General features: G+C 36.0%; 22 protein-coding genes and 1 pseudogene. 5 read left to right on the plus strand and 18 right to left on the minus strand.

All coding sequences use genetic code 11. The features are described from left to right. Window positions 1-56: 56 nt before the first annotated feature. The 5 genes from EQM13_RS10275 to EQM13_RS10285 form a co-directional block, all read right to left on the minus strand. On the minus strand, window positions 57-3476 hold the full coding sequence (locus tag EQM13_RS10275) for a DEAD/DEAH box helicase family protein (protein WP_128752606.1): 3420 nt from the start codon (window positions 3474-3476) through the stop codon (window positions 57-59). Further along, window positions 3476-5458: an Eco57I restriction-modification methylase domain-containing protein gene (locus tag EQM13_RS18745; protein ID WP_114219282.1), complete on the minus strand. Its 1983-nt coding sequence runs from the start codon at window positions 5456-5458 to the stop codon at window positions 3476-3478. The genes EQM13_RS10275 and EQM13_RS18745 overlap by 1 nt, the downstream gene beginning before the upstream one ends. Next, the gene (locus EQM13_RS18845) at window positions 5443-5568 is read right to left on the minus strand and encodes a hypothetical protein (RefSeq protein WP_255417513.1); all 126 of its coding nucleotides are present in this window, start codon (window positions 5566-5568) and stop codon (window positions 5443-5445) included. Before EQM13_RS18845 ends, EQM13_RS18745 begins: the two co-directional genes overlap by 16 nt. A gap of 414 nt (window positions 5569-5982) precedes the next feature. Further along, a complete protein-coding gene (locus EQM13_RS19035; protein ID WP_406565245.1) occupies window positions 5983-6225 on the minus strand; it encodes a transposase in 243 nt (80 codons plus the stop codon). Further along, the gene (locus tag EQM13_RS10285; RefSeq protein ID WP_114219283.1) at window positions 6179-6895 is read right to left on the minus strand and encodes a hypothetical protein; all 717 of its coding nucleotides are present in this window, start codon (window positions 6893-6895) and stop codon (window positions 6179-6181) included. The genes EQM13_RS19035 and EQM13_RS10285 overlap by 47 nt, the downstream gene beginning before the upstream one ends. Before the next feature lie 88 nt (window positions 6896-6983). Here EQM13_RS10285 and EQM13_RS10290 point away from each other — a divergent pair, with 88 nt between their 5' ends. Beyond that, window positions 6984-7454 (plus strand): transposase, encoded by a 471-nt coding sequence (locus tag EQM13_RS10290; RefSeq protein WP_206172665.1) that lies wholly within the window; start codon window positions 6984-6986, stop codon window positions 7452-7454. Window positions 7455-7796: 342 nt separating this feature from the next. Here the strand turns inward: EQM13_RS10290 and EQM13_RS10295 are convergent, their stop codons facing one another. From EQM13_RS10295 to EQM13_RS10300, 3 genes are all read right to left on the minus strand, one after another. Continuing rightward, a complete protein-coding gene (locus EQM13_RS10295) occupies window positions 7797-9701 on the minus strand; it encodes an AAA family ATPase (RefSeq protein ID WP_128752607.1) in 1905 nt (634 codons plus the stop codon). A gap of 32 nt (window positions 9702-9733) precedes the next feature. Further along, window positions 9734-9859 carry a hypothetical protein gene (locus tag EQM13_RS18850; RefSeq protein ID WP_255417515.1) on the minus strand — a complete coding sequence of 42 codons (126 nt, stop codon included), beginning with the start codon at window positions 9857-9859 and terminating at the stop codon, window positions 9734-9736. A 186-nt stretch (window positions 9860-10045) separates the two neighbouring features. Continuing rightward, window positions 10046-10360 carry a hypothetical protein gene (locus tag EQM13_RS10300; protein WP_114218930.1) on the minus strand — a complete coding sequence of 105 codons (315 nt, stop codon included), beginning with the start codon at window positions 10358-10360 and terminating at the stop codon, window positions 10046-10048. Between the two features lie 564 nt (window positions 10361-10924). Between EQM13_RS10300 and EQM13_RS18235 the strand changes: the two genes are divergently transcribed. From EQM13_RS18235 to EQM13_RS10310, 3 genes are all read left to right on the plus strand, one after another. After that, window positions 10925-11080, plus strand: coding sequence for a hypothetical protein (locus tag EQM13_RS18235; RefSeq protein WP_161567216.1), 156 nt, complete (start codon window positions 10925-10927; stop codon window positions 11078-11080). A gap of 244 nt (window positions 11081-11324) precedes the next feature. Next, window positions 11325-11507 carry a type II toxin-antitoxin system HicA family toxin gene (locus EQM13_RS10305; protein WP_114218928.1) on the plus strand — a complete coding sequence of 61 codons (183 nt, stop codon included), beginning with the start codon at window positions 11325-11327 and terminating at the stop codon, window positions 11505-11507. Between the two features lie 43 nt (window positions 11508-11550). Then, the gene (locus tag EQM13_RS10310) at window positions 11551-11961 is read left to right on the plus strand and encodes a type II toxin-antitoxin system HicB family antitoxin (RefSeq protein WP_114218927.1); all 411 of its coding nucleotides are present in this window, start codon (window positions 11551-11553) and stop codon (window positions 11959-11961) included. A gap of 74 nt (window positions 11962-12035) precedes the next feature. Here EQM13_RS10310 and EQM13_RS10315 read toward each other — a convergent pair whose 3' ends face one another. The 10 genes and pseudogenes from EQM13_RS10315 to EQM13_RS19050 form a co-directional block, all read right to left on the minus strand. Further along, on the minus strand, window positions 12036-12350 hold the full coding sequence (locus tag EQM13_RS10315) for a hypothetical protein (protein WP_128752608.1): 315 nt from the start codon (window positions 12348-12350) through the stop codon (window positions 12036-12038). A gap of 144 nt (window positions 12351-12494) precedes the next feature. After that, window positions 12495-12821 carry a type II toxin-antitoxin system HicB family antitoxin gene (locus EQM13_RS10320; RefSeq protein ID WP_206172666.1) on the minus strand — a complete coding sequence of 109 codons (327 nt, stop codon included), beginning with the start codon at window positions 12819-12821 and terminating at the stop codon, window positions 12495-12497. A gap of 73 nt (window positions 12822-12894) precedes the next feature. Then, window positions 12895-13116 (minus strand): type II toxin-antitoxin system HicA family toxin, encoded by a 222-nt coding sequence (locus EQM13_RS10325; protein WP_206172669.1) that lies wholly within the window; start codon window positions 13114-13116, stop codon window positions 12895-12897. Window positions 13117-13455: 339 nt separating this feature from the next. Then, entirely contained in the window at window positions 13456-14895 is a 1440-nt protein-coding gene (locus EQM13_RS10330) for a serine hydrolase domain-containing protein (RefSeq protein WP_170177309.1), read from the minus strand. 95 nt (window positions 14896-14990) lie between these two features. Continuing rightward, the gene (locus tag EQM13_RS10335; RefSeq protein ID WP_206173003.1) at window positions 14991-15503 is read right to left on the minus strand and encodes a DDE-type integrase/transposase/recombinase; all 513 of its coding nucleotides are present in this window, start codon (window positions 15501-15503) and stop codon (window positions 14991-14993) included. Between the two features lie 3 nt (window positions 15504-15506). After that, window positions 15507-15641: an IS3 family transposase gene (locus EQM13_RS19040; RefSeq protein ID WP_206173004.1), complete on the minus strand. Its 135-nt coding sequence runs from the start codon at window positions 15639-15641 to the stop codon at window positions 15507-15509. Between the two features lie 326 nt (window positions 15642-15967). Then, window positions 15968-16699: pseudogene (locus EQM13_RS19045) on the minus strand (hypothetical protein); the annotation flags it as partial. Beyond that, window positions 16650-17093, minus strand: a complete 444-nt coding sequence (locus EQM13_RS10345; protein ID WP_161567218.1) for a hypothetical protein — start codon at window positions 17091-17093, stop codon at window positions 16650-16652. The gene EQM13_RS10345 and the pseudogene EQM13_RS19045, both read right to left, overlap by 50 nt. A 37-nt stretch (window positions 17094-17130) precedes the next feature. Next, window positions 17131-17592, minus strand: a complete 462-nt coding sequence (locus EQM13_RS10350) for a hypothetical protein (RefSeq protein WP_128752610.1) — start codon at window positions 17590-17592, stop codon at window positions 17131-17133. Window positions 17593-18312: 720 nt separating this feature from the next. After that, window positions 18313-18420 (minus strand): putative holin-like toxin, encoded by a 108-nt coding sequence (locus EQM13_RS19050; protein ID WP_114218922.1) that lies wholly within the window; start codon window positions 18418-18420, stop codon window positions 18313-18315. Between the two features lie 439 nt (window positions 18421-18859). On the opposite strand from EQM13_RS19050, the gene EQM13_RS10365 reads away from it, so the two are divergent. After that, a complete protein-coding gene (locus tag EQM13_RS10365; protein WP_128752611.1) occupies window positions 18860-19864 on the plus strand; it encodes a polysaccharide deacetylase family protein in 1005 nt (334 codons plus the stop codon). The last annotated feature ends 25 nt before the right edge of the window (window positions 19865-19889 follow it).

Genomic DNA, 19889 nt, shown 5'->3' on the forward strand with positions numbered 1-19889 from the left:
AAAGATGGTGTCCATCCCTGCTCTTCCAATCATGCTTCCCATATACAACTACGCCTCTAATCAATGTTCATCCCTAGATCAAACAGTTTTTTCATTTCTTCTTCAAGTGTTCCGTTCTTTGCATACCCCAATGTGTCGCACAGTTTAATGTTGTACTTATCAATATGGATCTCATCACTGAATCCAAGAATGTACCTTAGGCAAATCCGGTAGATGATTTCCGTCGGTGCACAGCCATATACCTGTTTTGCAAAGATATGATTCAATCTTTCCGCATTATCAGGATACAAAGCTTTCATACGCTTGCTCCGGTACAGGCGGGTGACGATCTCTGTGATGTACATGCCTGACTTCATGTAAAGGTCAGCAAACGTATTGTTCGGATCATCGAAGCATCCCGGATTCTCCTGTTCCAGCCGGTCGACCATATCCTTGACTACACGCTTTGGCGTGAAGATTTGGTTTGTTTTCTGCGGCGGAATATAGTCAAAAATGTCACCTTTGCTGGTCTCATCAAAGTAATCAGCCAGTTCGGCGCGTTTCTTCATAAATTCCAGAACCGCATCATTGAAGACGACTTCATCGAACAGGTGACCGTCGAAATGTCTCTTGTGTTCCTCATCTCGAATTTCGTTTCCATTCTCGTCCTTCTGGTAGTAGTCACCGCCATCACGCAGCAAGCGGAACTGATCCAGTGTAACGCCTTCTCCGCTCTGCGGGTTAACAGTCACTTCCCAGAATACATCTGCCGGTACGAGTGAATCGAAATTTGCCAGTGTCGTATTTTCATCACCATAGGCCATGAGAAATGCGGGTATGGTACGGGAGAAACCACGCAGGTGATCCCTCACGCTGCCTTCAATGGAATCCTTCTGATTATTGAGTTTTTCCGTCTCTACTGTTTCGACGATGGTTTCCGCCGCCTTCTTGACGGCCTCATCATCATGAAGTTTCTTCTGAATATTCCGGGCCATGTCCCGGTAGCCTTGAAGCCGTTTCTGCGTATACTCATCATCAAGCTTTGAGATTTCCGACATGGAAGCACCGGACTTCTGTGCCTCAAAGATCTTGTCGTCACGTTCTTTGACAAGCTGGTGATCGCGGATGGTGTAATCACCGTATTCCCGGTTGACTACAGTGTCCGTGGTTTCCTGAATTTTCCGCTCCAGCTGATTCTGTGTGAATTTTTTCAAGTCATGGCCGTACTGTGCTCTTGCTGAATCCACAAGCGTATTGGCGATAGGCTTGGAAAATTTTTCATGCAGTTCCTTCAGTTCATCCTTCTTTGGATCCTTTGTCATCTCAACATGCTTGGTGATGTCTTCAACTGCATCCGCCAGTTTTTGATCGACATCCCCATAAACCTTGTCTCCGAAAAGCTCGCTTGCTGTGCCGATGACTTGCTCCTTTGGAATTTCCACTTCACCGTTTTTGTTGAGATTCAGCTCATCAGCTGTATCTTCGTCAACTCCGACTGGTACCAGCGTCTTAGGTTCCTCGATTGCCTGCATGCCATTGATGAGGTCAATAATCTCCTTCGGTGCTCCAAAAATACCGGAAATGTTGGCAAAAAGGAAATTTGACATGAAACCGCGCTCCACGACTTCCTTGGCATGGATGTGTAGTGGAATCGTGAGAACGGACTCGGCATCCAGTTCGATCATAGAGCCCTGATCATCCTCACCATAAACAGGGAAGAAGTTCAAAAGCTCACGAACATGCTGCTTACGCTGGTCGAAGTCTCCCTTGTCGCCTGATGTTTCCGGAATCAGGTCATTGGCGAACTGCTCGAATATAGTCAGTGTACGCGCCGGATCAAAGTCAAAGACATAAGCGTTCTGCTTCCTGTAGGAATTGCCTTGCGCGTCGTGGAACAGGCAAGGATTCTGTGCACGGAAAGCGGCTTGCATGTACAGTGCCGGACTCGCCATGTTGGACAGCATAAGAACTGCCGTCCACTCCGGGATCGTGACACCGGTCGTCAGTTGTCCAACAGACAGAGTAATAGTCTTATCGTATTCCTTGATGGCTTTAGTGACATGGTCGAATGCCTTCTCATTTTCATCATCGTCATCCAGCTTGCCGTTACCTGCTGCAAGGATAATGTGATAATCCTTGAACACAGGATGAAGCTCCAGCTTCTTTGCCAAAGCCTTAGCACTTGCTACTCGATTTAGCAGCCAAAAAGTGTGCTTCAACTCATTTCGCAGTTCCGGTGTAGAGAACGGGAACTTCTCCTGACGTGTCAGTGCATCGAGAAACTTGTCCACATCCGCGTCATGTATGAACTTGCCGGATTCGTTCGTCTTGAAGAACTCATTCAGGTCGAAAGCATATTCTTCGACATCATTGTCTGCAAGCTCAATGCCTTGTTTTACCTTGTCACGGATGATATCCGACATCTGGTATGTAAACAGACTGAGTCGTGGAAGGTTTTCATAGGGATTCTCTATCTCTCTGGAATCATCCCAATTACGCTTTTTCTTCTGTTCGTCCGCATAGGTCCAGTTGAAAATCGCATCATCCGCAAATTTATCGTTTGCCAATGCCTTAAACGGTGTACCGGAAAGATGCAATGTACATTTACGCTTAATATGATTAAAGGCGGTATCCGTCTTGTAGGTATCTACGCCTTCATGTGCCTCGTCTACGATCATAATATCCCAGTTTAAACCTTTTTCTGCGTTTACTTCTGATAACTTGTCATACCGCCCTCCGAAATAGATGGAACCTTTCAGATCTTGCATACTCACAAACTCGATGCAGCCCTTGGTATTATCGTCTATCCTGTTAAGATACTGCTGACGGCTCATCACATATTTTTTGTCTTTGATGCCGTCCACATTGCTGACAAACAGATAACCGGACTGCGGGCCTAAGAACATCTCATAGTCCGAATACCATGAGTTCGCAATCGCCGGGCGGTTCGTAACGATAAGAATATTCGTTGCATCAAGCCTCTTGCACAGATCATAAGCTGAAAGTGTTTTGCCGAAACGCGGCTTAGCATTCCATAAAAATTCACCATCGCTGTGAGACTTGAAATAATCAAGTGTCATCTCAACAGCTTTGTTCTGCTCATCACGGAGCTTATACGGAATGACAGCGTCCGCGTCATCATCGGAAACAACACCGTGATTCTGGGTAAAATCGACAAAATCACCCTTTGCGGTGTTTGGCTCAATACGGAACCACTCCGTGCCTTCTTCTCTGGAAACATCAAGCTTCTTCAGATAGGCATGGAAGTCCTTATCCGTGAATGTACCAAAAGGCTCGGTCATGTATGCGGCACGCAGATGCCACCATGTTTTATGATCCACACCAACTGTATGTGTCTGCTCGTTAATGCGGGTTTCCACATCCCGCTCTGTAAATCCGATCTTTGTCCAGCCGTCATGGGCAGGTACTCCCGGCGTCGTATACGCATAGCATTGGGGAACAACCTGATAGGCTGTTTTGATCTTTATGCCTGCCATCATGCCATCTCCTTTACATGCGTTTCAATGAAGTTAATCTCCTTTTCATCAAGTCCGTACTTGCGGTAGAGTTGAAGATCAATTTCGTGAACGGATTTTGACCAGTCGATGTCGGAAGCGGAAGTGAAGTCTTGGAGAGGAACATATTTCCATTTATCTTTTGTATTATCTTGTGTGATTTTTAAAATACCAAGCATTACTCTAGCAAATTTACTTTGAACATACTTAAGGCAATGCTCTGCTTCTGCTAAAGTATCATAAGCACCTATGGATAAAAATGTTTCAGTAGCCCCGATTAGGGGTTCCCCGATTAGGGGTGTAGAAAGCACTTCACCGAGCGCACCACTTCCATTGGCTTTTGGTATAAATACTTTATATTTATAAAAACTCTCCGGAACATCCTGATAGTACTTTCTTCCCCAATAATAGACTCTTTTTCCCGATGCAAGGCCTAAAAATTTCACATATTCATAATCATCTGAGGGCTTATCATCAAAAAATACAATATTTGCAAGAACCTTAAAGGCACCAGCACCTACGTCCTTTTTGTGCCCCTTAGACTGAATTTCAACAATTTCTGGGTGTTCTTCCAGAGCTTTATCTGAAAGTCTGTATACTCCTCGTCCAGAGATTATTGAATTCATAAAAACATCAGACAAGTGTTCAACTTTTTTCAAAATGGTATTAAGCTCATGGAATGATGTAAAAATCTCAATTGGAGCATATTTAATGTCACAATCATAGTATGTTATTGCGACGCCACCTTTAATGTCTGTATTAGGGAATACAGCAGTGCTGTTTGGTTCATATTTTAGAATTTTAAAATGCTCGTCATTAAGCATTTTCTCGTTCCATGCTTTAGGCGTACTGCCAGCATTAAAAAGGAAACGTGCCGGATGAATAAGTTCTACTTTATCAGCGATTTCATAAGCCGCATCCATAAACTGGTTATAGACAGGCTTTGCGAAATTACCGTTATCACCGGAGTTTTCAAAGTCCTCATTATACGGCGGATTGCCAATAACGAAATTAAAAAGTTTCTTACCCATGACTTTCATCTCCTTTAGCTTGTTGAAAAAAATAGAGTTATCTCTTCTCCAGTTGTATATCTTGCACGGTATGGCTTCAGGTTCATTATCTGCCATTTCAGAGTACATATCGAAAAGCGTCAGCTGCCGGAATTTCTCATATGGCTTTCCAAGAGGGACAGTGTCTTTCAATCCGTCCATCTGCCAGATGTTCCATACGATTTTGTTTACCACCGTCCGCAACAGCTTCTCATCCGGTTCCTTGCCCCATCGTTCCTTATAGTAGTCGATGAATGTCAGGAGCAAATTGATTCTGGCTATCAGGAGATTGTCGCCCTGATACTCATATCCGTAGGATGCCTCGAAGGCTCGTATTGTCCATTTGACCCATTCTTCATAGTCTGCGGCATTCTCATTCACGATCCGGAGCTTCCGGTCGAGCTGCCCAATTCTCCGCTTCGGAGGAACGATGAGTTCTCCGGTCGAGACATCGTATCGAGAGACTAAATATGGTGCCTCCCCACAGGTAATCTCCAGCCGTCTTGAATCCACATAGTGTTTCCATGTTTTGCGCTTTGGAAACTCAATCGGTTCTTCGACAACCGTCCACGTGTGATCATCCTTCTCTGCATTGAATACGTTTTTTCTGCCGAACCATTCTTTATCGCAATAATTGTTCATCAAGTTGCACAGCCACGCGGGGGTGAAAACCTCGGCCTTTTTTCGTGTGCGCTCCTGCTGCGCTTCCTGTGATTTCCGGATTCTCGGCATGATGATGCCGACCCGCTGCAGGAGAAGGCTCCTGCTTATCTGCTCTTTATCCGAGAATCCATGTCCAAGCTCCTCATAGGTGTCGGTAGCCCAGATGATGTTCTTCTTTGTCGATTTATCTTTAAGGAGCAAGTCCAGAAGAGGAGCTACTGGACTGCTCTGAATGTCTATAAGCTTTTCCACAAACGGAGCTTCCCTCCTTTAAGCCTGTTCTTTATCTTCAATGTTGTTCTCGTCTGATGCCCCACCGGATCTGATCCGTTTGTCGACTTCAGACAGCTTGAACTTCCCAAAGTCTGCCTGCCTTATAGGCAGGCAGAGCAAAAGCTCATTCTATTTCAGATTCTTTGCAATAAAACCCGTTAGGCCATCAATATCAACTGGATTAGGGAAGCTTGCTGCTTTTGATGCCGACCACCTCCCGGTACCTGATTCTCAGCATTTCATCTGTTCCCCGGTACCAAAGACAGTTGAACGGAAGGGCCCTGATGACAACGAAAACAGACTTCTAATCTCATTATAAGTATTTGACAGACAATCGTCAACTACATAGAGGTTATGAATTTGTAAACAGTTATAAACAGACAATAACAGGCAATAAAGCAAGGTGAAAATCCATGTCAAAAGAAGATAGAAAAATGTGGCGGATCAACATTGAGAATTCCGCCTTCACTGATTTAACCCCTCTCATCAGAAAATACGTTATTTCAAAACCTCTTTTTATTGTCCCGAAAAGGTGTTCTTTTATCTACCTCATCTAAGAAATCTTGGCGAACTGATCTTTTTACTCTTCTACCTCTCTTATCTTTTGTACACTCACCTTTATATTTACATTTACCACAGGCTTCAAAATTCTTATATACTATTTCTCTTGTATTTTCATCTATAGGTTTTGCCCCTAATTTATTGATGTTTACTTTTTTTACTATTGTAAATTTCTTTATAATAATGTAAAGTTAAATCATTTTCCGTTGTTTTACATAAAGTCTTATTTATTTTGGGGGCAGCTAATTCCGATAAAGTAACTACATCATCATAAATTCCATTATCATTGGATTCATATTTTCCATCGGTAAACCTAAGTCTTGATGAATTTGCACCGTTTTGTGCCACCATCCCAAATAAACTGCAGACATCGCATAATTTGGTTACATTATCACAGGGATTATAGTCTCCCATATTTTCCAAAATTTTTTCAATCGTATTATAATATACTTCTCTTGTAATACATGAGGGGGACAAATATATAAATTTTTTATTATTATTTTTCACAGTTTTATAGAATACAGGTATAGCATCAATTTTATTTTCTTCCAATTCCTCTATTCTCTTCTTGTAATCATTAAATTCTCTTTTTATTTCTTCTTCATTTTTTCCTTCATCTTCATATTTAAAATTTTCAATATTATTTTCATATAACCTTATTAAATTTTTAAGATTTTCTAAACTATCAACCTCGGCTTTAGGCTCTTTAAAATCAGCGTCCGCATCTATAACAGAAAAATGATGTTTATTATCAATTTCTCCTCCTTGTATAATGATGATATAGTCATCAAGACTACTCATCTTTTGTTTACATCTTTTCATATCCGATAATAGAAGAAGGAGTTCTTCCTTCATCAGATATTATCTAATTTATTTAACATGTCTGACGGCTCCTGATAGACTCCGGACTGATTATGCGGAAATCCAGGCTATACTTTCTGATATGCATGAATTAGTAAACTGCAACGAAGATACTGACGTTGTAAGGCAAATACATCTTATTGAATCCTTTAAAGGTGCCGGTTTCCTTTCAGCAGTAAGTTTAATGTGTGAAATTGGAAATTTCTCAGCATTTCAATCTCCAAAGCAGCTATTTGCTTACTTTGGCCTAGACCCTGCTGTAAAACAATCAGGTAACTTTGAGGGCACTAAAATATCAATGTCTAAGCGTGGTTCTCGTATTGCCAGAATGGTCCTTCATACAATGGCCCTAATCAGTATTAGCAGAAACAAAGATGGCTCAGCCAAGAATCCTGTATTACGTGATTACTATTTAAAAAAATGCCAATCAAAGCCTAAAATGGTTGCTCTCGGTGCTGTTATGCACAAGGTCTGTAACATTGTATTTGCAATACTTCGTGATGAAAAAAAATTGAAATCATCACACCTGAGGAACACCAAAAGAATTACTTAAAAGCGAGATGTGACATCGTTTTATAGTACAATTTCATATCTAAATTTTTGTTTTTTGATTACCTTTCAAAAGGCTTATTAAGGTTACTCTTTTTTAGCCAAACGGTAAATCAAATATTTTAAAATTTTTTATTGACAATTCTTAGCTGGACTCTTTAAATCTTTTTCAAAAACATCTTTAAATGCATTTAACATCAGCTCTGCACTCTATGCCTTCAATAAATACCATATAATAATTCTCTGTTATTTACCTCTTAAAAATATTCTATATAACCGTTATGTCAATCTAATCCCTTTTGTTATCCATTTATATAATCTAAAACAATATTACAGATAAACAATCTTAAGCCGTTACAGGATTATCTTTGCAGCCTATCAAAACCATTTTTTCATCAATAAATTTAACCCACGCATCGTCTGACGGTTCCAACTCTATTTTATTGGTAATCTCACGAAGCTGCCTAAATAACTGTAATCTGAAATATTTATTTTTTTCATCTTTATACAAAGATTTTATTCCTTCTTCAGTGTATACGGTATTTTTTAATATATCATAATCGTATTCCGGAATATACCTTTTTATAAGTACGGTCCCTCTGTCAATATCTTCTTGATTTATATCGGCATATTTATCATTACATATTTTTTTACACATTTTATCTCTTCCATGAATAAGACATGAAAGAATATCATATGCATATCCCCATTCACCATCACGGTTATTTAATTCACACAATTTCCTTAAAAATACTATTCGGCTAACAATATTAACATTATTATTAAGGGCAATTTTTCGGCTTTCATTTGTTATAAGCTTTATATCAGCAGTAGGGTCAATTTGTTTTTCTTTTATTATACCATTTTCATTCCATATAAATGAAGCTGTAGCAAATTCAGAAGATAATTTCCCCAAAACAATAAAATCCGTGATAGGTTCAAAATCATGGGTTAAAAGCAGAACTGTTCTGCCAGATAAAGAAACATCTTTTCTTCCTATATTTCGTTTGAACATGCGGTGAAGTATTGCATATTCTTTATTGCTGTCAAAAGAAGAGATTGGATCATCCAGTATAATTAAATCTGGATTTTGCGATTTAGCATAATACATAAATAAAATCAATGAAAATGCATTTCTCTCACCCCAACTTAAATGACCGCGTATATTAGTTACCTTAGATTTATCATCACTAAAACATTGTTTTAGAATTGTTTTTGTATTTGCTTCATCTTTTGTATCTATTTCAAGTTCGTAATTAATCCCTGCTGTCTTCAAAAAGTCATTAATATCCTTTTGGGATTCATTTATAGATCCTTGTATAATTCCTTTTAATTCTCCCATTTCTCTTTTTAATTTTGCCAATTCATTCTTTAATTTTTCTACTTTGTCATCAATTCGGTCAATAATTCCATCAATATGTTCTCCTCCAAAGTACTCAAAAAATGGTTTCGGAATTTCCATATTATTAACTTGGTCATCTAAGGCTGATATATCAGCAATGGCAATATTTTTATTTCCGAAATTTATTATATTGTTAAATTTATCTACTAAAAGATCCAGCTCTCCATGCAATTTTAACATTACCATTTCAATATTTTTTTCAGGTGTATCCTCTTTAATATACTTCATTAACATATTAAACTTATCCGGATTAATATAATCCTGTAATGAATTAAGCAGATCAACAATTTCTTTTAAATTTTGTGAATCTGCTTTTTTATATGTTTTTGAAAATATCTCCTGCTTCTTTCTATGAGTAGGCGGCAAGTTTTCGGCACAAAATGGGCACTTATCAACTGTATCAAACTTGTTTCCTTGATTTTTCCATGCTATCCAATCTATATTTGTATCACGGTTTCTAATAAAACATTCATAATTTTTAAGTTCCGACGGTATATTATATAGATTATTAGTACGCAAAACACTTCCTGCTGCTCCTCTTCTATCAAGATTACCGGATGATGTTATTTTAAACTTTTCACACAAATTTGTAAGACTATCACGTAATTTTATTATTTCAGTATCTTGCTCCATTAATTTTTTTAACTCATTCAAATGTATATCCAACTGAGCTTTCATTTTGTCATACTTAGGAGTCTTTATAAATATTTCAAATGAATTACCGATTACTTCATCCTCTTTTTCTTTAAATACAACTTGATTTACAAATGTCTCGTCAAAGGTTAGTATTTTATTAAATTTAGGGGTAACCAATACATCAGCTTTATCTTGATTATAGTATGTCTGCAATTCTTTAATTTTATCTGCATCATCAGCATTACTTATTGCTTTAGATATAGTGGTTTTTCCGGTACCTTAATCCCGTACACAATATTTAATTTTCCATTATCAATGTGAATACATCCTGAGCGAATATTATTACAATTAAAAATATTCACCTCGTACATAGGTTTCGCCTCCTTAACTTTATTAAACATGATAAATTAAAAATAAAATATAGGAAAATCGAGGTGAATATTTGAACCTCCAGCTGTGTTATACCTTCCTTACAATTCAAATATTCACTGTTCACATAAAATTTTACCGATTAATTTACTCTTAGGATTTTTATATGTTTAACCTTTATTCTCATTTTAAGAATAAATACCCCAATCTCTTTCAATAATCCAATTAGGCTCCCATCGCACATAATCTGAAGGTTCAAAGTGTTCATTAGTAATCTCAATATCAATTATTTGTTCAGGAATTACAGATAAATTATGTTTCCCTTCCGGACTATCAAGATCATATAAATGATATCTATCTAATCCGTCTTTGTATATTCTTGACGGTCCATAATCAAAAGGAATACAAGTCCTGGTTATGACTCCTTTCTCTTTTGAGTCAATCTTTGCCACTATTATTCTTTTGTTATGAATAGCCTGTATAAATTTTTCATAATTTGACATAATATTTTTCCTCCTTCTATTATTTTTCATATATTCTAACGTCAAACTATAATTTCTTTCCATGTCTCTTTTGCCATATCTTCCACAGTATAGGATCCATTACTCAAAAAATACCCATAATACTTTTAGACTTAAATTATTGACAAAATTAACTACCCACCTTTGATGTCCCTGACTATCCCAACTATATAACCAATTTCCTCCCAATCTGAATAAAATTTTAGTACATAAAACTATACCAAATATTCTATAAAATTTCCTATAGGATAACGATTTCCTTATAAAATCATAACAACATATGAGGACACATATATTGTTTCATAATTAACATACTAAACATCACCCACATATTTATAAAATCATCAAACTATTACATAAAACTATTAAATCTTCAACTAATCAGCATCAATTTTCATAAATTATCCACTAATTTATTATATAAATTCTACAATATTTCAAATATTCCTCTTTATTTCCCATAAATTTTACAAATATATTTTTCAAAAATTACAATGGTAAAATCCCACTATATTTTCTATATAGGAAGTAGAAGGAGATAAAAAAATGGCGGTAAAAGAATATAAGTACGAATCAAAAATGAAGTTTGAGCTTGACGGCTCTATATCTGGACTTCAGTCTCTTCTCCTGCTTAAGGTGAAAAGAATCGAAGAAATAGAATTGAGGAATAAATTCAAATGGCAGAATCGAAAATTCAGATGAATTTCAAAACAAGCGGAAATAAAAAAATTTGGAATCATGCCTCCAAAACTATATAAAAAAAAACAATTAAATATATAAAAAAAATCTAATAAATTATCCGTACATAAATTGTATAACATTAAGGGGTCACTTCAAACCGTCCCCATGGTTTACAAAAATATTTAAAAAAATATAAAATAATTATAAAAACTATTGACACGTACTATTGACACGTACTATAATATTGTTGTAAGGAGGAAGGGAGATGAAACCCAAAGAGATAATAAAAATTCTAACCAAAGAAGGTTGGCTAATAAAAAATCAAAGAGGTTCACACATCTACCTAATACATAAAACAAAACCTGGCAAAATAACAATACCAGACCACAACAAAGATTTAAAACCAAAAACATTAAATTCAATACTCAAACAAGCAGGGCTAAAATAGCCCTTTTGTGAATGTTTCAATATAAATATAGGAGGTAAATAATATGGATAACTACATTTATCCAGCTATATTTGAGACCAGCGAAGCCGGCGGTTATTGTATTACATTCCCTGATTTACCAGGATGTATAACCGAAGGTGACGACTTAAAAGAAGCTATGCATATGGCCAAAGATGCCCTTGAATTATATCTTTACAACCTTGAAGAAGATAACGAAAATATACCCATTCCTTCAAACCCCGAGAATATAAAAATTCCGAAGGGTTCTTTTGTAGCTCCGATTGAAGCTTATATGCCAATTGTAAGGAATGAAATGAGCAATAAATCAGTTAAAAAAACTCTCACAATTCCATATTGGCTAAATAAATTGGCCGAAGAAAACAACATTAATTTCTCTCAAATTCTTCAAACTTCTCTAAAAGAGCATCTCGGTATTAAAAATCTTAAGTTTTAAATGCAAGAAACAGGACTATTGATTTAGCCCTGTTTCTCTTTCTTGTAATCTATTACAAGAATTATATGTTTTTTTTACACATGTATTTGAAAGTCAAATCTTTCCTTCTCAAGCTGTAATTTTTCTGTATCTCCTGCTATTTTAGCCTTAGCCTCAATAAGTCTTCTAAGTTGATTCATACAGGCATTAATCCATGATATCCTATCTTCTGTATTGAACATATCAAAATATATTGATTGATACGCACCATGTTTAATGCTGTTTAAATTTCCTTCGGGAGGAGCTCCTCCTTTATTCCCAACTGCATTCTTATTATTTAAGGATGCACCCTCATCTCTTTTTTCTTTAGACCATCCATATCTCTTTATCCAGAACTTCAATGTATTCATGGATATATTGTATTTATCACATATATTTTATACTTCATTTCCTCAAGATAATCCTGCTTAGCTTTATCTCTTATGTTGTTATCCACATCACCACCTACTTATTTAAGTTCGTTTTTGTGTATGAAAAAAGAGCCTTAGTTGGCTCTATCTGCTTAATTTATATAATGCATACTGATTTAATGATACTCCTTCTTGTTGTGCCTCAATACTTAGTCTCTTATGCAAGCTCTTAGGCACTCTAAGAACAAACTTACCACTATACCTTTCGTCTCCCATTGTCTCTGGAATAGGATCACCATGTTCTAATTTCACTTCTAACCAGCCTTTCATAGCTTCTCTTAAACTGTTGTATACATCTTCAAAGGTTTCACCTGTACTTTGGCAACCGTCCAGCTCCAACACTTGGCCATAATAATAACTGCCGCTTTCATCCGTAATTGGCTGTATTAAATAATTGTATGGTAAATTCATGTAATAATTAATATCTTTTTTCATATCGAAAAGGTGGAAGTTGTTATATTTTTGGAGAACCAATGAAATTTTTCTATCTCCTTATTCTCCTAAGTACATCTTTTACATATACAGCTTTCAAAGGATTTTCTTCTTTTATCGTTATAACGTCGCCTTTTTTATTTCTAAAATGCCTATGTGAACCCTCTTCCGTTACTAACTCATATCCATAAACATTTAACACTTTTGCTGTCTCATTAAATCTTATTCCGTTTGGCTGTCTCTGCATTTTATTTATTATTTTTTCAACTCCCACCTTTTGTTCGCCTCCTTGTATATATAGTATTATATATAGTACTATTGTGCCAAGGATTTTTATATATTTTTTAAATTTTTTATATGGAAAAGAGCCTTGCGGCCCCTAAATTTAAAAATTATCAGAATATTTTGTTTGCTATAAAATAAAATTACCCAATATTGCAAATGCCATTGCAGACATCTGACCAATATATTATCTTTGTAATTGATTAGATTGCAAGAAGAAAAGGAGATCTTTCATACCGAAGAAGAAGGATATTTGCCGTTGGAGCACTCTGATATCATTTCACCACATCAAAATCCGGCAAACAAAACGTCCCTTTGCCTACACCATTTTTCATTTTTCATTTCTCGATAGTACTCTCATAACTGTAACTATAACGCCAATTAAAAACACAACTATCAAAAATATCATAGCAGCAGGCCAAATACCAAAAACATCTTTCATTGTAGAACTATTACCTTGTAGATTTGGAACAATAAGGAATAACCATCCAATAATGAAAACCGAAATTATTTGGGGCATTAGTCGAAGACAATACCTCCAAGTAGGATAGTGTCTATAACGATTGGACCACTTCTTACTTCGTATTATACCTTTAATCCCTAAGATTAAATATATTAATGTAATGAATCCAAGTGATAAATCTATTATTTGAGGTCTAGAAGCTTTAATCTCAGGAATTTGACCTTCAGTCAATTGAATAATCCCGGAACTTATTTCATAAGCATGTTGTATAGTAGTCGTAAAACTGTTAAGCATCACAGCAACAGCATACCCGCTAGAAGGTACAATATCCTGCTGTGACTGGGCAGTAGTTAATGATCCACTATGAGAGATACGTGATGGTTTGATATGTGGTGAGCTTAAGTACCAGCCAAATCCATATTTTTCACTGCCAGGCTGAGGAGAATAGGATTCTTCTAGTAGTGATTTAGACAGTAATTTTTCTCCATATCTATTTTCTCCCTCATTAGTATGCATTGAAAGCCATTTTCCTATATCAGATGCTGTAGTAATGATGCCTCCTGAACCACTAAACATTTGTTCAAGCTCTGACCAAGGAAAAGCACTACCATATGCTGTAACATATCCCTGCGTTAATCCTTGTACAGGATCAGTAGAGTTATCAGTAGATAGTGTATCATTCATTCCTAATGGTGAAAATATCTTTTCATCAAGATAGTCAGGAAATTCCATGCCACTTATTACCTCTACCAAACGAGCAAGTATCCAATAATTTGCATTACTATATGCGAATTCCTCACCAGGATTCCGTTGTAATTTCCAGTCATGCAAACTGCCAATTCTTTCTTTTAATGTATCAGCTTTAGGAACAATTACCGGATTCGGAATTCCCGAGGTATGACTTAATAAATGTCTAATTGTAACTTCTTCTAATCTAGAATCATCCATTGTAAGTTCTGTCAAGTGCTTCACAATGGAATCGTCCAGGTTGATTTTTCCTACGTCAACTAGCTGTAAAACTGAAAACGCAGTAAATGATTTAGAAACAGATGCTATTCTCATTAATGAATTTTCAGTTAATGGTTTACCTTCAGAATCATGACCATATCCTTTTTCGTATACTAATTTTCCATCTTTTACAATTACAATGGATGCACCAGGCAGTCCGTTACGTTTCAAATAATTTGTAACATACTCATCAATATCCCCTGTTTCTATTATAATTTCAGCATTAACTAATGAAGGGTAAAAAGTTAATGGAATTAAAAATACCATTACCATAAAAATAATATATAACCTTATTCTCATTTTATTTATCTCCTAACAGTTCTCTTATAAGTATGAAAAAAAATGGTCCTATGTCAAGATTTAGTACAAATTAAAATGAGAAAAATATCCTCATTTTAACCAGCTAATAGTAAGCTGCCATTCTGTACTTTAGCATACAGTTTTTCAAAATCATCCGGTAACATATAGTCGCAATGACTGTGAATTCGTTTTGTATTATAAAAGGCTTCAATATATTCAATACAGGCGTTATCCCATGGGAAAGCTTTTTTTGAATAGCTTCTCTGCATTTTAGCAGTAGCTTTTATATATTCATTGGAAACATATTGACTTCCGCGGTCACTATGTAAGATAAGCGGTAAGTCAGTATTTCGTCTTGCTTTAGCTTTATTTATTGTATCTATTACACAGGGTACTTCCATCGTTTTTGAGAGCATCCATGCAATGATTTTCCTGGAATATAGATCCATAATGCTTATTAGATAGACGAATCCTCTTGTTGCCCAGATATAAGTAATATCGCTGCACCATACTGCATTTGGACGGTCAGGGTTAAATTGTTCATCAAGGATATTATGAAGCTCCGTACTAAAATCGGAATCTTTGGTTGTTGCAGTCCATGGCTTTATCCACTAAGCTTTAATACCCATTTCCTTCATATATTTGCCTACGGTACGTTCAGAGATGGTTTCACCTTCCCGTTGAAGCTTTTGGGTAATCTTTGGTGCACCATAATTCTGCTTTGAATCATCGTATATATCCTTGATTTTAACTTTAACAGCTTCTTTAAAGAATCATTCAATATAGTCCTAAGCTTTGCCATATCCGCCGGATTAATGTTATAGTCGTATCCTATATTCAGGATATGATTAATGTACTGCAGCAAATTTAAAGCCGGCACATTATGTGGATTTCTAAAAAAATCGTAATCAAAGCTAATTTGATTGTTTCCGGAAAAAAATATATTTAAAGATGAAACCACTTCTTCCAGGTCCATCTTAATATACCTCTTAACATTATCCATGGTTTTTTCCGGTGAAATCGCATAAGATACAATAACATACCCTTCCTTATCCTTGTAGGTCCTCCCCGCTCTGCCCGCTATATTCCAAAACTCCGAATTTGTAAGGTACCTGCCATTCTGCCCTATGAATTTTACCGTATCAAATATAACTGTGTTAATAGGAAAATTCATTCCCTGCGCCAATGTGGTTGTTGTAAACACAAGCTTTATATGATTTTCGCGAATCAATTCTTCAATTGTTTCTTTAACCAGGCCTGACAACCCCGAATTATGATAACATGTTCCATATTTTACGCACTCCAGTAAAGCATCATTTTCATCCGTTTCCAGCTTAATGATCTCCAACGCTTTTTTTATTTCAGGCTTTGAGCTTATATCACGCAGTTTTCCGTTACCGACAAAATACCGTGTTACCTGTTCAGTTAAACTTTTAGTCGTCCCTGGCCCTGCACACAATATTAAAATATTACCGTCCATTTCAATAAAATCATTAAGAATGACGCATAATTTCACCGCATTATCTATTTTATGTACACCTAATTCATCCCTTATGACCGTAGGATTACTTCTTAACATTATTTCTATATTTTCCGAGCCCAGTTGGTTCCTGGGGGATTTGTAAAATTGTAGAACGGAATTTGTTTTATTTTTGTTCAACAAATTGCAGCCTATATACTGCTTTGTAGGAACCCATTCTGCGGATACCACCGCAGAATTTCTTTTAGAATCAGCTAACCATTCTCCGATTTCATCAGCATTTGAGATGAAAGGGCTTAATAGCAAGAAATTTACCTCCTTCATTTTCCGCTATCCGCTCATAAGAATATTTCAGCAAATGCCCTATTAACTTTAATTCTATGTCCTCTGTTCCAAGCATGTAAAAAGCATTGTATGAATAGATATCAATCACACTATATATATCCTGATTTTCTTCCCTTGCAATACTTCCCGTAAACAAATATTCTTTTAATAAGCCGGTAAGATAAATTATATTCCCGAAGGCGCTTATCTTCATTCCGTTGGCAACACTCATTTCATTCTTTGCCAATTCTGCCTCCTGGGCCTCATCCAATACTCCCTGCGCTTTATCTATATTAGAACTTAAATTAACTAATCCATCGTAATTTTTAATATTGCTTAACATTAGAACAATCATGTAATAAGTATTAAATTCCAATCTTTTCATAACATCCATATCAGAAATTATATCTTTAAAATTTATCAGCTTTTTATTATATTCTTCTATAACTAAATTTAATCAGGCCGTTGTCTATTCTGATCCCCGGCACATCAATACCGGATGTATGCTTGTCAATATCTACAGGTTCAATGTTCATTCTTTTATCCGCTTCTTCATAAAACCTGCACCCGTAACTTTTTTCCAACAACAGCTGTGCCATCCACTCTGTTACTCTCTCCCTGCGCACATCAAATTGTGGAATTCTTGACTTCTTCGGAACAGTAATTTCCGCAACTCTTTTATTCAATTTCTCTATGAACGCAGGGTTCAAATTTTTAGAATAATAAAAATCCAAATTATAACTTTCCGTATTATGTACTTTGGAGGCTCTTATCTTTGATATAAGATAATCTTTTAATTCCTTAAAACTCTGGTCGTCATCAATATCATATTCAAATAATCTGACACTTATGCCGTTCGATTTTGTTGATAGCAGTTTCTTAATCGCTGTCATGTAAGTTTCCCCCTATATTGCTTTTTTAAACAATTGATAAAATACATAAATACAAGATTGTCCAAAAATAATATATTTTTAATTTACATCACTTACATATATTTTACCATATAAGCGAATTTATTTCAGAGATTTCGCATCAAATTTTCAATAAAAATATTCTCTTTACCCCAAGAAACCTTTATACTTAGTTTCCAGTTTTCTTTTTTTATTAAGTCTTTATAAATAATGAATTATTCCAATTATCTTTTATAGTTAATATTTCATCTCTTATATCTTCAATAATATCTATCTGGAGCATACCTTTTTTTCTGAATCCTCTTATGCCCCGGAAAAAGTATAATTGTATTAAATTAAATGCTATTGCATTAAACTACAAATAAGTAAAAACGTAAAAAAGACGAATAAAATATTTAGTACTTTTAACTGAAACGTGAAAACCAGCAAACGGTTATGCTAAAAAGATGGCAAACAAAACGTCCCTGTGCCTGTGTAACGGATATCTCCACATCTCCCAGCTTTGCTCTTTCCATCTTTCCACCGCTCCCTTAATTTTGAATATAAAAAAACAACCTTTGTTAAGGCTGTTTTAAATTTTTTAAAACGTGTTTACTTTTAAGCTATTTATGGTATAATATTAATAAGGTAATCGGAATCGCAACAATGCGATTGCCACCAGTGGTTAAATAATTTTAATCATCCTGTGACAGCAGGGTGATTTTATTTTTTGCCTTTTTTGTTGTCTGTTAAGCCAACAATAAAGGAGATCAGCGATATTACGAACATGCCAAACATAATCATTAAAGATATAGCTTGATATGTATCCATATCGCACCACCTCCTTTCTTTTACGAATAGAGGTGGCAATCACACCTGCTTTCCCGATTACCTTATCTTTATTTTACCAAATTATTCATACTTGTACAAGCCAATATTTTTATTCCCTTCCATGAAATTTTTTATCTCATTTTCAATTTTTTTTACTCCAAACTCATTAAAATGTTGTATACTATTATACATAGAAGATATCATCCTTTCTTAATTTATTGGTACTTCAACTTATATTTTAATAGGATGATATCTTCTTTTCAACTATATATGGAAATATATTCTATTTCCCTACTGTAATTTTACACTAACCAATATAATTATGAAAATTCTTCATGTGGACTTTTAAATCAGAATATTATACAATGGCTGTAATACAAGAAGATGTGATTACAGGATTCTTCACTACCGAATACAGGATAAATTTAAGGGGGAAAAAGTGAATAAAAAATTTCTAATTATTATTTCATTGTCTGCCGTTCTGCTGCTTACCGGCTGCAGGGCGGGAATGAAAGGCGAACCTGGTGCGGGTGAAGCCGCTGCAAGCGAAAAGGCCGGCGAAGAAAATAATGAAAGACCCGGAGAAAAGCAGGAGAAGCAGGAAAGCCCGGAAGAATCCGACTGGCAGAGAACTCCCGAAAATTTCCGCAGGGATCTACAGTACATGTACGATAACAAGTACCGGATGATAAGCTTAAACGACTATGCCAAAGGGGAAATAGGCACAAAAGCCGGATATACCCCGATTATTCTTACTTTTGACGACGGAAGGCAGAATAACTTCAATTTAATTGAATCCGAAGGAGGGCTTGTAATAGACCCTGACTGCGCGGTGAGAATACTGGAGGAATTTAAAAATAAATATCCGGATTTTAATGTGACCGCAAGCTTTTTTCTGAACTCAAACCCCTTTGGGCAGCCGGAATATATCGAAAAAAAACTGAAATGGCTGGTTGAGAACGGCTACAATATAGGCAACCACACATACAGCCACAATAAAATGTCAGCATTGAACGGGGAAGAAATCCGGGCCGAAATAGGCTCGGTAAATAATATCATCAAGGCTTACCTGCCTGATTATGCCGTAGAAACATTAGCTCTCCCCAACGGAAGCAACCCCAGGGACGAATTTGTAAGCAGCATGCTTGAAGGCGAGTACAAGGGCAGCAAATATAAAATCACTGCGGTGCTGGATGTGGGCTGGAGGCCCGCCTATTCACCCTTTGACACTCTGACGGATTTCACGGACCTTTACAGGGTAACAGCAAGCGAAACAAATGTCGATAACTGCGGAATGTATGACTATTTCAAATCATTTGAAAATAATAAAAGAGAAAGGTTTATAAGCGACGGAAACCCGGATGTGGTTACAATCCCGAAAAGTCATGAGCAATATCTCAATAAGGATATGGCAAAGAATAAAACAGTAAATATTTATGAGTAACTGATAAAATTCGCATTTTTAAGAG

The organism is Acidilutibacter cellobiosedens (genome assembly GCF_004103715.1).
GTDB classification, from domain to species: domain Bacteria; phylum Bacillota; class Clostridia; order Tissierellales; family Acidilutibacteraceae; genus Acidilutibacter; species Acidilutibacter cellobiosedens.